The 13,774-nt window shown below is 67.7% G+C and carries 8 protein-coding genes, 3 tRNA genes and 1 rRNA gene; 11 read left to right on the top strand and 1 reads right to left on the bottom strand.

Features of this window, described 5'->3' with window-relative positions:
- Positions 1-128 precede the first annotated feature (128 nt).
- From ACFS27_RS09685 to ACFS27_RS09665, 5 genes are all read left to right on the top strand, one after another.
- The gene (locus ACFS27_RS09685) at positions 129-4,280 is read left to right on the top strand and encodes an ATP-binding protein (protein WP_377182336.1); all 4,152 of its coding nucleotides are present in this window, start codon (positions 129-131) and stop codon (positions 4,278-4,280) included.
- A 38-nt stretch (positions 4,281-4,318) separates the two neighbouring features.
- Positions 4,319-4,768, top strand: a complete 450-nt coding sequence (locus ACFS27_RS09680; RefSeq protein WP_020017525.1) for a roadblock/LC7 domain-containing protein — start codon at positions 4,319-4,321, stop codon at positions 4,766-4,768.
- 10 nt (positions 4,769-4,778) lie between these two features.
- Positions 4,779-5,189: a DUF742 domain-containing protein gene (locus ACFS27_RS09675; protein WP_377182334.1), complete on the top strand. Its 411-nt coding sequence runs from the start codon at positions 4,779-4,781 to the stop codon at positions 5,187-5,189.
- Between the two features lie 172 nt (positions 5,190-5,361).
- Positions 5,362-6,000, top strand: a complete 639-nt coding sequence (locus ACFS27_RS09670; protein ID WP_301313119.1) for a GTP-binding protein — start codon at positions 5,362-5,364, stop codon at positions 5,998-6,000.
- A 125-nt stretch (positions 6,001-6,125) separates the two neighbouring features.
- Positions 6,126-6,210: transfer RNA gene (locus ACFS27_RS09665), tRNA-Ser, on the top strand.
- A gap of 75 nt (positions 6,211-6,285) precedes the next feature.
- On the opposite strand, the gene ACFS27_RS09660 is transcribed toward ACFS27_RS09665, so the two are convergent.
- Positions 6,286-7,998: a GMC oxidoreductase gene (locus ACFS27_RS09660; RefSeq protein WP_377182332.1), complete on the bottom strand. Its 1,713-nt coding sequence runs from the start codon at positions 7,996-7,998 to the stop codon at positions 6,286-6,288.
- Positions 7,999-8,226: 228 nt separating this feature from the next.
- Here ACFS27_RS09660 and ACFS27_RS09655 point away from each other — a divergent pair.
- The 6 genes from ACFS27_RS09655 (at position 8,227) to ACFS27_RS09630 (ending at position 13,597) form a co-directional block, all read left to right on the top strand.
- Positions 8,227-8,318 (top strand) — tRNA-Ser (locus ACFS27_RS09655).
- Positions 8,319-8,524: 206 nt separating this feature from the next.
- A tRNA-Arg gene (locus ACFS27_RS09650) sits at positions 8,525-8,597 on the top strand.
- A 376-nt stretch (positions 8,598-8,973) separates the two neighbouring features.
- Positions 8,974-9,768: an IclR family transcriptional regulator domain-containing protein gene (locus ACFS27_RS09645; protein ID WP_377182330.1), complete on the top strand. Its 795-nt coding sequence runs from the start codon at positions 8,974-8,976 to the stop codon at positions 9,766-9,768.
- Positions 9,769-9,898: 130 nt separating this feature from the next.
- Positions 9,899-10,612 (top strand): 3-oxoacid CoA-transferase subunit A, encoded by a 714-nt coding sequence (locus tag ACFS27_RS09640; protein WP_377182328.1) that lies wholly within the window; start codon positions 9,899-9,901, stop codon positions 10,610-10,612.
- Between the two features lie 56 nt (positions 10,613-10,668).
- A complete protein-coding gene (locus tag ACFS27_RS09635; protein WP_377183672.1) occupies positions 10,669-11,301 on the top strand; it encodes a 3-oxoacid CoA-transferase subunit B in 633 nt (210 codons plus the stop codon).
- 773 nt (positions 11,302-12,074) lie between these two features.
- Positions 12,075-13,597, top strand: a 16S ribosomal RNA gene (locus ACFS27_RS09630).
- Positions 13,598-13,774 lie beyond the last annotated feature (177 nt).

The following is a 13,774-nucleotide window of genomic DNA, read 5'->3' as shown; positions in this document are numbered from 1 at the left end:
TACTTCCGTGTGGCCTCACGAGGGACAGCGGAAACCGGGTGCCGGTAACTTGTACGCAGCACCGAGGGGCGTTCGGCGGGCACGACGCACGCCACCCCCTTCCGGATCAGTGATGGAGAGAGGTACGCATGTTCCGCAGGTTGGGAGTGCGCGGGAAAGTTCTTGCGACACTGGTCACGCCTGCCATCGTCCTGGTCATCGCGGCGGCGTACATCATCGGTCTGTCGGTGGTCGACGCGATGCGCGCGCAGCAGACGAGTGATCTCGTCGCCGCGCTGGAGTACCAGGACGAGGCAGGAACGACGTTCGCGCAGGAGCGGTCGTACAACATCGTTGCGATGATCGACGACACCGAGAGAGGCAGCCTGGCCCGTACCGCCCTGTTGCAGGGCGTGCCGGAGATGGAGGACGACGGCGTCACCCAGGCGACCAACAAGGACGGCAGCCCCAAGTGGGCGAAGCCGGCCGCTCAGGCGCAGACGATCAAGGCTCTCGACGAGCGCGACGAGGCTCTCCTCGACATCGACATCTCGATGCTCGACCAGCGCGTCAAGACCGCCGTGGCAGAGACCATCGAGGACCGCGCTGCCATCACCGACGTGCAGAAGAAGGTCGCTGACGGACGGCTCACCGAGCAGGCGGCGACGGATGCGTACGGCGGCTACATCGACGGAGCTCTCGAGGTGATGGACGCCATCGCCGACACGTCGGAGGACCGTGAGCTGGGTACCCGGCTCGAGGCGTACCACTCGATGGACCAGCTCATGCTGACGAACACCTACGAGCGCCCTGTCGTCGCCCTGGCGCTCGGGATCTTCCACAACCACCCGCAGAAGGCGGAAGCTGCCAGGACGATGTCGCTCCGTGCGGCGGACCTGGTGAACCTCGGCGACCGCCAGTGGGACGAGACGCAGGACCTCTACGACCGCATCCCCGGTGACTACCAGGTGCCCGTCATGGACGGCGTCCTCGGCACGGTCCGCGGCTACATGGCGCGGGGCCAGCTCGACGCCATCCAGGGGGCGCAGGTCGACGCCTTCGAGGGCGAGTCCGCCAAGTGGGTGGAGGAAGGCCGCATCGTCCGCGACGCGGTCCGTCAGGATGCCGCGGGCTTCGCGCAGGAGCAGGCCGACGTCGCCGCGAACCGCGCCTACCTCACCGGTGGCATCGCGATCGCGGCCCTCGGCTTCTCGATCATCACGGCGCTCGTCATCGCTCGTCGTCTGGTCTCCCCGCTGCGCCGCCTCACCCAGGCCGCCGGCGTGGTCCGTGACCGCCTCCCCACCCTGGTGGAGCAGGTGTCGGTCCCCGGACAGGGCCCGAGCATCGACCTCGACCCGATCACCGTCGAGTCGTCGGACGAGATCGGCCAGCTGGCCGCGGCGTTCAACGACGTCAACCGAACAACCATCGACGTAGCTCGCGAACAGGCAGCCCTCCGAGGCTCCATCGCCGAGATGTTCGTCAACGTGGCCCGGCGTGACCAGGTGCTCCTCAACCGCCAGCTCGCGTTCCTCGACGACCTGGAGCGGTCCGAGGAGGACCCGTCGACGCTGTCGAACCTGTTCCGCCTCGACCACCTCGCGACCCGGATGCGGCGCAACGCCGAGTCCCTCCTGGTTCTCGCAGGCATCGACTCCGGCCGTCGCGTGCGCCAGCCCATGCCGGTCTCCGACGTCATCCGTACGGCGTCCTCCGAGATCGAGCTGTACGACCGCGTGCGTCTGAACCTCGTGGTCGACCCGATGATGCTGGGGCACAACGCGCTGAACGCCGCGCACCTGCTGGCCGAGCTCCTCGAGAACGCGACGATGTTCTCCGAGCCGCACACGCCGGTCGAGGTCACGACGGCTCGTGACGAGCAGTTCGTCACCGTCGTCGTCCGTGACCACGGCCTGGGCATGAACCCCGACGAGGTGGCCGAGGCGAACCGCAAGGTGCTCAGCCACGCCGCGTCGGACGCCGTCGGCGCCCAGCGCCTCGGCCTCTACGTGGTCGGCCGCCTGTCGGACCGGCTCGGTGCCCTGGTGGAGTTCGGCGTCGGCGAGGGTGGCACCGGCACCGAGGTGACGGTCCGCTTCCCCGCGGTGCTGTTCATGCCGGACAACGCGATGCCGCTACCGATGCCGACGGACCCGCTGGAGGCCAACACGCAGGCGGCCGCCTCGCAGTTCAACGGCGGTCTTGCTACAGGTCCGGGCACCGGAGCGATGCGGGGCGCTGGTGCGCCCACCAACGGCTTCGGCTCGCCCGCCGTCACCGCGGCTTCGCCCGCCACGACCTCCTTCCCGCAGCAGAGCGGCATGCCGGTCCCGACCGGTACGTCGCAGATTGCCGCTGCCGCCTTCGCGGCGCAGCCTGCGCCCGCCGCGCAGCAGGTCGACATCAACGCCCTGACGGACGGCACGACGGCGCTCGGCCTGGCCCGACGCCGCAGCTCGACGGCTGCGCAGCCGACGGCGGAGACGACGCCCACCGGCTCGATCGTGCTGCCGGAGATCCAGACGCCGTCGCTCCCGCAGGAGTACCAGGGTGACGACAACGCCTGGGCACCGCCGGCGAACGTGTCCGAGGGCAGCTCGCTCCCGAGCCGCCAGCGTGCGCCGCAGCCGGAGGAGCCGGTCGCGCCGGTCTTCGAGGACACCACGCCTGCCGCGGTGGACGTCGACCAGCGCAGCGCCCTGTTCTCGAGCTTCCGTTCGCTGAACACGATCGACCCGGTCGACGGCGGCGGCACACAGTCGCTGCAGCTCGACCCGATCACGCAGGACCCGGCGGCCCTGCCGGGCATGTCCGACACCGACGTGATGCGGTTCCCGGCTGGGAATGGCGATCAGTCGTCCCACGCACCGGCGTCCGCCCGGAGCTTCGGCGGACCGCAGCAGAGCTACGGCGGTCCGAGGCGGGGCGACGACGGGCAGTCGGAGGGCTTCGGGGCAGACGCTCCGGAAGGACCCGACTCGTCCTTCGAGGCGCTGCCCGCGTTCGAGGAGCTCATGGCGGATCTCCCGAGCCGCCGCTCGACCGGCTCGGGCACCCAGCAGGGTGCCAAGCCGGCCCAGCAGAAGCGCGGCCTGTTCGGCCGCAGGCCGGGTCAGCCCGCCACCGGCGAGCTGCGTGCCTACCAGCCGCAGGAGCGCCCGGCCTCGCGTCCCATCCAGACGGTGAGCGGGCCCGTCGCCGGTGTGCCGAGCTTCGGTGCACCGAGTGCCCCCACTGCGCCGAACGCGGAGACGCAGAGCTTCCAGGCACAGAACTTCCAGGCACCTGCCGGCCCGCCGCAGGACTTCCAGGTCCCGAACGGTCTGCAGGACTTCCAGGCGCCGAGCGGCCCGTCGCAGGGCGCTCCCGCCCCGCAGCCGACGAGGCCGATGACGGGTACTTTCCCGACCCAGGCTCCCGCACGGCCCCAGCCGGCTCCGGCTCCCGCCCAGCCTCTTGCGGACCCGACATATCAGCGGGGTTACCAGGAGGGCTACCAGCGGGCGGTTCAGGAGTCGCTGACGTCGGCGATGCCTGCCGTGCCGAACGCTCCCGCCGGGGGCACCGTGCCCGTGCCGAACCCGGCTCCCGCGCCGGCTCAGGGCAGCAACCCGTTCGTCGACGCGGCGCCGCGCGCAGCAGCGCCGGCTCCCGCGCCGGCTCCTGAGCAGGTGCCCACCTCGTTCGCCTCGAGCCCGGCCACCCAGGCCGTGCCGATGACGACCGCGCAGCAGTCCTTCGAGGCTCCCGCTCGCGAGTTCAGCGAGCCGTACCCGACGGGTGCTGTGTACGACCCCACGTACGGCTCGCCGGCACCGCTCGCCAAGCGGGCGGCCGGTACGGACGGCGACGGGAAGGATCCGCTGGACCCGGAGTACGTGCGGGACTCGGTGGAGGCTCGGTCGGAGTGGACCGCTTCGGCGGTTCTCTACGAGGAGATGACGAGCCTCCTTCGCCGAGGGGCTTTTCAGGAAGATGATGTGAAAGAGAACGACTCGTACCGTCCGGCGGCCGTCAACACCGAGGTTGTGGGCGGCGGTCTGACCCGCCGCACTCGCGGTGCCTCCGGCACCGGGGCGGATCCCACCGTCGAGCGCCTCTCAGCTCGCATTGACCGTGATCCCGAGCAGCTCCGCTCACGACTCTCGGCGTTCCAGTCGGCCACCGCACGTGGCCGGTCGGAATCCGTGGACGGGAGCGGATCGGACCACGAGAACGGCAAGAAGGGCGATGGGGACTCGACGTGGGCACCCTCGACCGTGAATCATGTCCCTGACTCAGCGCCGCAGTCGCGGTGACAAGCGCGTCTGTGGATTCTGACTAGGAGGAACAGAGAGTGACCCTCAGCACCGAAGCAACGAATTTCGGGTGGCTGCTCGACAACTTCGTGCGTACGGTTCCCGGCAGCCGGCACACGCTGGTCGTGTCGGCGGACGGCCTGCTCATGGCGATGTCCGACCAGCTGGACCGCACCAGCGGCGACCAGCTCGCGGCGATCGTTTCGGGTATGTCAAGCCTTACGCGTGGAGCTTCTCGGCAGCTCAACGGCGGTAATGTCCGTCAGGCAATCATCGAGATGGACAATGGCTTCCTTTTTCTGATGAACGTCTCGAACGGGTCCGTGCTCGGCGTGGTCGCGGAGGCTACGTGCGATATCGGTCTTATCGGCTACGAGATGGCTCTCCTGGTGTCCCGCACCGAGGCCACGCTCACGCCGCAGCTGATCTCGGAGATGCGTGGCAGCCTCCCGGTCGATGGGCAGACCCGAGCCGCCAGCGTGGGATGAGGACTCGACCATGACGTACGCACCTTTCGGTTCCCAGGGACATGGGGAAGTCCGTGAGACGTCCACCGTGCGCCCCTACGCGGTCACCGGAGGCCGGGTCCGGTCGGAGTTGTCCGACCTGCCGCTCGAGGCCCTCGTGGAGGTTCTGCCCGGCGCGGTCAGCAGTTTCGGGTTGCCGCCCGAGAAGCGCGCGATCCTCCAGCACGCCGCGCACACGTACGTGTCGATCGCCGAGCTCTCAGCCCTCTTGCGGCTGCCCCTTGGTGTCGTCCGGATTCTTGTGTCGGACATGCAGGAGGAAGGGCACGTCACCGTGCACACCTCGACACCGGTTAACGTCCACACAGGCCACGGCAGCTCGAACTCGGGCCTGTCGCTGAGCGTCTTGGAGAGTGTTCTGAATGGCATTTCCGCCCTCTGACGGCGGGGCCCGCAGCGGTCCCAACTGGGCCCCGGTGTCGGGTAACGCCGGCACTGCGACCGCTAGCTCGAACACGCCTGCGCGCCAGAGCGTGCTGGGTGGCGGCGGTGGGGCTCCAGCGCCCACCGCACAGGCGTCACGCCCGGCGCAGGCGCAACCGGCACCGCCGGTGATGCAGCAGGCTCCGACCGGTAACGCCGGCGCACAGGCGGCCCCGGGCGCACAGCCCGCTGCCGAGCGCACTGCGCCGACTGTCGTCAAGATCGTCGTCGCGGGCGGCTTCGCCGTGGGCAAGACGACGTTCATCGGGTCGATCTCCGACGTCGAACCGCTGAACACCGAGGCTGCCATGACGGAGCACTCGGTGGGCGTCGACGACGCCGGTGGGGTCACCGACCGCAAGACCACCACGACGGTGGCCATGGACTTCGGTCGCGTGGAGCTTCCGGGCAACCTGTGGCTCTACCTGTTCGGTACCCCGGGCCAGGACCGCTTCCTCTTCATGTGGGACGACCTGGTGCGCGGTGCGATCGGTGCCGTCGTCCTGGTCGACACCGACCGCCTGGAGCAGTGCTTCCCGGCGATCGACTACTTCGAGTCGCGCAACATCCCGTTCGTCGTGGGCGTGAACTGCTTCGACGGCGTGGCCAAGCACCGGCTCGAGGACGTGCGCGAGGCGCTGCAGATCCCCTCGCACGTGCCGATGCTCTACACCGACGCACGCTCCCGCGCGGCGACGAAGCAGACTCTCATCGCGCTGGTCCAGCTCGCGATGCGGCAGCTCCGGTCCGGCGCGCAGGCGCAGGGCTGAGTCACTCTCCAGTACTCCGCGGACGGCGGGCCACCCTGAGGGCGGCCCGCCGTCGCTGTCCGGGCAGAGGCTAGACTGTGTGGCCGCGTCGTCCTGCCTGTTGCATGGCGGGTCCGACGCGGCGAGGAGGGCTGACAGAGCGGCCTAATGTGACGGTCTTGAAAACCGTTGTGGGGCAACCCACCGGGGGTTCGAATCCCTCGCCCTCCGCCGGCGGTACGTACGACGATGGCTGGAACCCGACCCGGGTTCCAGCCATCGTCGTGTCCGCCCCGAGGACAGCGGTCAGGTGATGCCGACGATGGGCAGGCGCAGTGCGGCGGGTGCTGCCTCCGGCACGACCGGAGCGGTGGGGCGCACCGGTTCCACGGCCCTGTAGCCCGCCCCGAGGACCGGACGTGAGTCCGGCTCGCCCACGTTGGGCCACAGCGCGCACGCGCGCTCGGCCTGCGCCGTGATGGTGAGCGAGGGGTTGACCCCGAGGTTGGCGGTCACCGCCGCGCCGTCCATGACGTGCAGGCCCTCGTGGCCGAACACCCGCAGGTAGGGGTCGACCACCCCGCTGTCGACGTCGGACCCGATGGCGCAGCCACCCAGGATGTGCGCGGTCAGTGGGATGTTGAACGGGTCCCCGATGGTGCCGCCGGCGATGCCTTCGACACCCTCGTCGCCCATCTTGTCGGCGATGCGGCGCGCGGCGTCGTGTCCCTCGGGGATCCAGCTCGGGTTCGGGGCTCCGGTGCCCTGCGTGGACGTCATGAACCGGCCGAAGAGCGCCCGCCTGGTGACGGTGGTCAGGGAGTTGTCCTGTGCCTGCATGACCAGGGCGATGATCGTCCGCTCCGACCAGCGGCGCCAGTCGAGCAGCACGGGGAGCGACCTGAGGTTCTTGCCCATCTCGCCGAACCACCGGAGGAACCGGAACGGCCCGCCGTCGACCAGGATGTGCTGGAGCGCGGCCATGACGTTGGAGCCGTGGCCGTAGCGCACGGGCTCGATGTGCGTGCTCTCGCTCGGGTAGAACGACGAGGTGATGGCGACACCGCGTGAGTAGTCCGTCGTGCCGACCTTGTGCGTCATCGCACCGAGCAGCGCCTCCGAGTTGGTGCGCGTGAGATGCCCGAGGCGTTCCGACAGGCGCGGCAGCGTCCCGGTGTCCTTCATGGCGTGCAGCAGGCGCTGCGTGCCGAGGGTGCCTGCGCCGAACACGACCTGACGTGCGGTGAACCGCTGTCTGCCGCCCCATCTCCTGCCGGTGCGGTGCGTACGGATCTCGTAGCCGCCGTCGGGCAGCGGTCGTACGACGTCGGCCGTCGTGAGCGGGTGGACCACCGCGCCCCCGCGTTCCGCGAGGTAGAGGTAGTTCTTGACCAGAGTGTTCTTGGCGCCGTGCCGGCAGCCGGTCATGCACTCGCCGCACTCGGTGCAGCCGCTGCGCTCCGGTCCAGCACCGCCGAAGTACGGGTCGGCGGCACGGCAGCCGGGCGCCGGGTCCTCGGCGCCGCCCGGCCCGAAGTAGACCCCCACACGCGTGGGCCGGAACGTGTGGCTCACTCCCATGTCCTCTGCGACGCCTCGGATGATCGCGTCGGCGGGGGACCGGCCGTGGTACTGGACGACGCCGAGCATGCGCTCCGCCTGGTCGTAGTACGGCGCGAGCTCCGACTTCCAGTCGGTGATGTGGGACCACGCGTGATCCGCGTAGAACGGGTCGAGGGGCCGGTACAAGGTGTTGGCGTAGACCAGAGATCCGCCGCCGACGCCCGCGCCCGTCAGGCACAGGACGTTGCGCAGCAGTCGCACCCGCTGGATCCCGTAGCAGCCGAGCGCCGGCGCCCACAGGAACTGCTTGAGGTGCCAGGAGTTCTTGGCGAACTCGTGGTCCTCGTACCTGCGGCCCGCCTCGAGCACGCCGACCCGGTACCCCTTTTCGGTCAGGCGGAGGGCGGCAACGCTGCCGCCGAAGCCTGACCCGATCACCAAGACGTCATAGTCCATGACCGCGAATGTACTCGCTATTGACGCTGTATGAAATACGGGTCCGGATGGCGCAGCGGACCATGCAGGGCCGTCCGCACGGCTGCGGGTTCGGGTGGAAAAATCGGCGGGATGCCGCGGATCGGAGGTCGATCGAGGCGCCGGCGAGCCCTCCGCTTTGCTCAGCGCGCCGTACGCCAGGTAGCCTGGGCCGCGCGGCATGGGCCTACCTGGTAGAGCCAACCGCGAGGAGACGTCGCATAGTCAGGTCTAGTGCGCCACCCTGCTAAGGTGGTAACGGGGCAACCCGTTCGAGGGTTCAAATCCCTCCGTCTCCGCCAGGAAGGTCCCGGCCGCGCGTGACGCCCGGGGCCTTTTCTGTGGAAGGGCCCGTGGCGTAGGTGCGGTGCGAGCGGGCCATCCGGAGGGCTGTGACGGAGTTCTCCCCTGCTGAGGTGGATTTGGGTTTGGGCCCACGTCGAACAGGCGGTAATGTTCTCGTCGGTCGGCCGTGTGAACGGCAGGCCAGTAGTGTGCAGTACAACTAGCGCCCGTAGCTCAACGGATAGAGCATCTGACTACGGATCAGAAGGTTGGGGGTTCGAATCCCTTCGGGCGCACATACTGCGAAGAGCCCCGACCGGCACCATGCCGGTCGGGGCTCTTCTGTTGTGCGTGTTGTGCGCAGGGGAGCCGACAGGTCACGGCCCCATCCGCAGGTCCCGATCGGGTCACGGTTGTGACCCAGGCCACTCGACTGTTGACCAAGGCTCCGGGCTGTCGCTACGTTCACGTGCGGCACACCCGTTCGGAGTGCGACCAGGGCGGCAGGCGTCGGAGCTCAACGATGCGCTCCGCCGTCGGCCCTGGGAGGACCCCGGACGGGCGTGCCGCCCAGGCGACGCACCCCCGCCGGTCGCACGTGTGCGAGCTGCAGCGGCCGGATGCCCGGCCGAGGATGCAGAGCGGAAGCGCACGCGGCAGGGAGGACCCGAGATGAGCGAGATCGTTCAGGACGCCGGTACCCGGTCGGGGGAGTTCGTCCAGTCCCTCGAGCGGGGGCTCGCGGTGATCCGCGCGTTCGGCTCGGATCGCGCTCGGATGACCTTGAGCGAGGTCGCTCGGGAGGCCGAGCTGAGCCGGGCATCGGCACGCCGCTTCCTGCACACCCTGGTGGAGCTCGGTTACGTGGTGACCGACGGGCGGGTGTTCGCGCTCCGTCCCCAGGTGCTCGAGCTCGGGTACGCCTACCTGTCGAGCCTGTCGCTGCCCGAAGTGGCGCAGCCCCACCTGGAGCAGCTGGTGGAGGACGTAGGGGAGTCGTCGTCGGTGGCGGTGCTCGACGGTGCCGACATCGTTTACGTCGCGCGCGTGGCCACTCACCGCATCATGTCCGCTGCCATCCAGGTCGGCACGAGGTTCCCGGCGTCTGCCACCTCGATGGGACGCGCGGTCCTTGCGCACGTGTCCGACGGCGAGCGCGAGGCCTTCCTGGCCGCCGCCGCCCTGGTGCCGTTGACCGCGCGCACGATCACGGACAAGGGGGTGCTGCGCGCCGAGCTGGCTTCGGTCCGGGAGCAGGGCTGGGCGCTCGTCGACCAGGAGCTGGAGGAAGGCCTGCGCTCGATCGCCGCACCGCTGTGTGACGCCGGCGGGCGGGTGATCGCCGCGGTGAACGTCTCCGCCCCGGTTCGTCGCGGCCCGGTCGAGGAGATGGTCGCCGAGTTCCTGCCGCCGCTGCTGCGTGCGGCCCGTGAGATCGAGGCCGATCTCGCCCGTACCCGAACCTGAGCTCCGCTGCTAGCGTGAATGTGCGCAGATAGAACGTATGTGCGCTCTGCGAACAAGCGGGGGTGGAGATCATGAAGCACGCAATCGTCCACGACGAGACGCGCGTGCCGTGCGGCCGCCGAGGCGCGGCGTGACTGTCGAGCTCGCGCCGACCGCAGCGGAGGCCCTTGGCGACGTCGCCGACGGTTCGACAGTGATGATCGGCGGGTTCGGACCCGCAGGGCAGCCGGTCGAGCTCATCGAGGCGCTGCTGGAACACGGCGCGGGCGATCTCGTCGTCGTCTCGAACAACGCGGGCAACGGTGACGACGCGCTGGCGCGACTGATCCACCTCGGCCGTGTTCGCCGCATCGTCTGCTCCTTTCCCCGCCAGGTGGACTCCTGGCACTTCGACGCGGCCTACCGTGCAGGCCGGATCGAGCTCGAGCTGGTGCCACAGGGGAACCTGGCCGAGCGGATCCGAGCGGCAGGGGCCGGCCTGGGCGGCTTCTTCACGCCGACCGGTTACGGCACGCCGCTCGCCGCGGGCAAGGAGACCCGGGTGATCGACGGCGTCCCGATGGTCTTCGAGTCCCCGCTCCGCGCCGACCTCGCCCTGGTCAAGGCATTCAGGGCCGACGGCGCAGGCAACCTCGTCTACCGCAAGACGGCCCGGAACTTCGGACCGGTCATGGCTACGGCAGCGCAGAGGACGGTGGTTCAGGTGAACGAGGTGGTGCCCGCCGGGGCGATCGATCCCGAGACGGTGGTGACACCTGGCATCTACGTCGACGCGGTGGTGCCGATAGAGGGCTCGACCACGCTCGCGGGCGCGCGGCCCTCAGAACGGGGAGCTGCCACGTGAGCGCGGAGGTGATCCCGGGCGGTGCACGAGGTACCGCCCCGTTGTCCACGGTGCAGATGGCTGCTCGCGTGGCCGCCGACATCCGGCCCGGCTCGTACGTGAACCTGGGCATCGGGCTTCCGACGCTCGTGGCCGAACACCTGCCCGAGGGTTCCGGCATCACCCTGCACACGGAGAACGGGCTGCTGGGTATGGGACCGACGCCGCATCCGGAGCACGTGGACCCGGAGCTGATCAACGCGGGCAAGGTCCCCGTGACCGAGCGTGCCGGCGCCTCGTACTTTCACCAGGCCGACTCGTTCGCGATGATGCGCGGCGGCCACATCGACGTCTGTGTGCTGGGCGCGTTCCAGGTGTCGGTATCAGGCGACCTCGCGAACTGGTCCACCGGTGAGCCCGGTGCGGTCCCCGCGGTCGGAGGGGCGATGGACCTTGCCGTGGGCGCCAAGCGGACTGTCGTCATGATGAAGCTGCTGACCAAGGACGGCCAGCCCAAGCTCGTCACCGAGTGCACGCTTCCGCTCACGGGCGTCGGTTGTGTGTCGCGGATCTACAGCGACGTCGCGGTACTCGACGTCGGGCCGGACGCTTCGCCCGGCGGCGGCGCCCGCGTCGTCGAGACCTACGGCGTCTCGCACGGGGAGCTCGAAGAAATGCTCGGCCTGAGCCTGGGCTCCACCTCGAGGTAAGGCTCCCGCCCCATTGGCCTGGCGGCCGCCGGCCCGACGGCGTCTCGGGGGCCGTGCGGGCCTGCCGGTTCGGGCCGCGCGAGCGCTCGTTTGCGTTGATGGCGAAATCTGAATCAAAGATTACGTACACATGGCCGACCGGGGGAGTTCTTGGCCTGGCCACGCCCAAGCGACGGCTCCAGGGGGCGGCAACGGCCCTCGACATGGCCTCGGGTCGCTCGAACCTGAGGCGCTCTTGGAAAAACAGTCGGTGAACAGCGGCTCTGTGTCCGCCGTCACCGGCCCCGGCTTTGACGCACCCCAGCACCTGACGTACTGTTCTGGATGTCAGCCCGACGGGCCGACGGACACGAGGGCCGGAAACGGTCCGAGTGGCCGCGCCGGGGCTGGATCCCATCTCTGATGCAAGGCAGATCGTATTGCCTTGCGGGATATCGGATGTGGATCCTCTCGTATAGAGCATGCTGGTCCATCAGGATTAGCGAGTTTGCGGGGCGGGATCCGGTCTGGTAAGTTGAAGAGGTTGCCCCGGATGGGGTCAGCATCTAGAAGATGATGACTCTGACGGTGTGCGTCGGTTGTTTGAGAACTCAACAGTGTGCTTGATAGTCAATGCCAAAGTTTTAACCCTTGTGGGTGTGGCTGTGCTGACCGTTCGGTTGGTGTGGTCATGTTCTGTGAGGGGTTGTTTGGACAGATCTTAATCATCAGATTGGTCTGGCCGGTATCATTGTTCGTGCCTGCCCTTTTGGGGTGGGTGTGGATGTTTCTCTTTTACGGAGAGTTTGATCCTGGCTCAGGACGAACGCTGGTGGCGTGCTTAACACATGCAAGTCGAACGGTGAAGCCCAGCTTGCTGGGTGGATCAGTGGCGAACGGGTGAGTAACACGTGAGCAACCTGCCCCCTACTTCGGGATAAGCCTTGGAAACGAGGTCTAATACCGGATATGAACACGTACCGCATGGTGTGTGTTGGAAAGTTTTTCGGTGGGGGATGGGCTCGCGGCCTATCAGCTTGTTGGTGGGGTAATGGCCTACCAAGGCGTCGACGGGTAGCCGGCCTGAGAGGGCGACCGGCCACACTGGGACTGAGACACGGCCCAGACTCCTACGGGAGGCAGCAGTGGGGAATATTGCACAATGGGCGAAAGCCTGATGCAGCGACGCCACGTGAGGGATGACGGCCTTCGGGTTGTAAACCTCTTTCAGCAGGGAAGAAGCGAAAGTGACGGTACCTGCAGAAGAAGCGCCGGCTAACTACGTGCCAGCAGCCGCGGTAATACGTAGGGCGCAAGCGTTGTCCGGAATTATTGGGCGTAAAGAGCTCGTAGGCGGTCTGTCGCGTCTGGTGTGAAATCCCATGGCTCAACTGTGGGCTTGCATCGGGTACGGGCAGACTAGAGTACTGTAGGGGAGACTGGAATTCCTGGTGTAGCGGTGGAATGCGCAGATATCAGGAGGAACACCGATGGCGAAGGCAGGTCTCTGGGCAGTTACTGACGCTGAGGAGCGAAAGCATGGGGAGCGAACAGGATTAGATACCCTGGTAGTCCATGCCGTAAACGTTGGGCACTAGGTGTGGGGCGGGTTCCACTCGTTCTGTGCCGTAGCTAACGCATTAAGTGCCCCGCCTGGGGAGTACGGCCGCAAGGCTAAAACTCAAAGGAATTGACGGGGGCCCGCACAAGCGGCGGAGCATGCGGATTAATTCGATGCAACGCGAAGAACCTTACCAAGGCTTGACATGTACGAGAAAGCCCCAGAGATGGGGTTCTCTTTGGACACTCGTACACAGGTGGTGCATGGTTGTCGTCAGCTCGTGTCGTGAGATGTTGGGTTAAGTCCCGCAACGAGCGCAACCCTTATCCTATGTTGCCAGCGGGTTATGCCGGGGACTCATGGGAGACTGCCGGGGTCAACTCGGAGGAAGGTGGGGATGACGTCAAATCATCATGCCCCTTATGTCTTGGGCTTCACGCATGCTACAATGGCCGGTACAGAGGGCTGCGATACCGTGAGGTGGAGCGAATCCCAAAAAGCCGGTCTCAGTTCGGATCGGGGTCTGCAACTCGACCCCGTGAAGTCGGAGTCGCTAGTAATCGCAGATCAGCAACGCTGCGGTGAATACGTTCCCGGGCCTTGTACACACCGCCCGTCAAGTCACGAAAGTTGGTAACACCCGAAGCTCACGGCCCAACCCCTTGTGGGAGGGAGTGGTCGAAGGTGGGACTGGCGATTGGGACTAAGTCGTAACAAGGTAGCCGTACCGGAAGGTGCGGCTGGATCACCTCCTTTCTAAGGAGCTCATCTCCATCAGGCCTCACATCGTGGGGTCGCCGGCCAGCTCTTCGGGGCCGCTCTTCGGGGCGATGGTTGGTGCTGGTGGCAGAGGCCAGGCCCAGGCCGTTCGTGTCTGGGGTGGTTGCTCATGGGTGGAACATTGACGAAGAGTCTTCCTCGTTCGGGGTGGCT

It is taken from the genome of Promicromonospora vindobonensis (genome assembly GCF_042685865.1).
Taxonomy (GTDB): domain Bacteria; phylum Actinomycetota; class Actinomycetes; order Actinomycetales; family Cellulomonadaceae; genus Promicromonospora; species Promicromonospora vindobonensis.
This window is presented reverse-complemented; position numbering and strand designations above follow the sequence as displayed.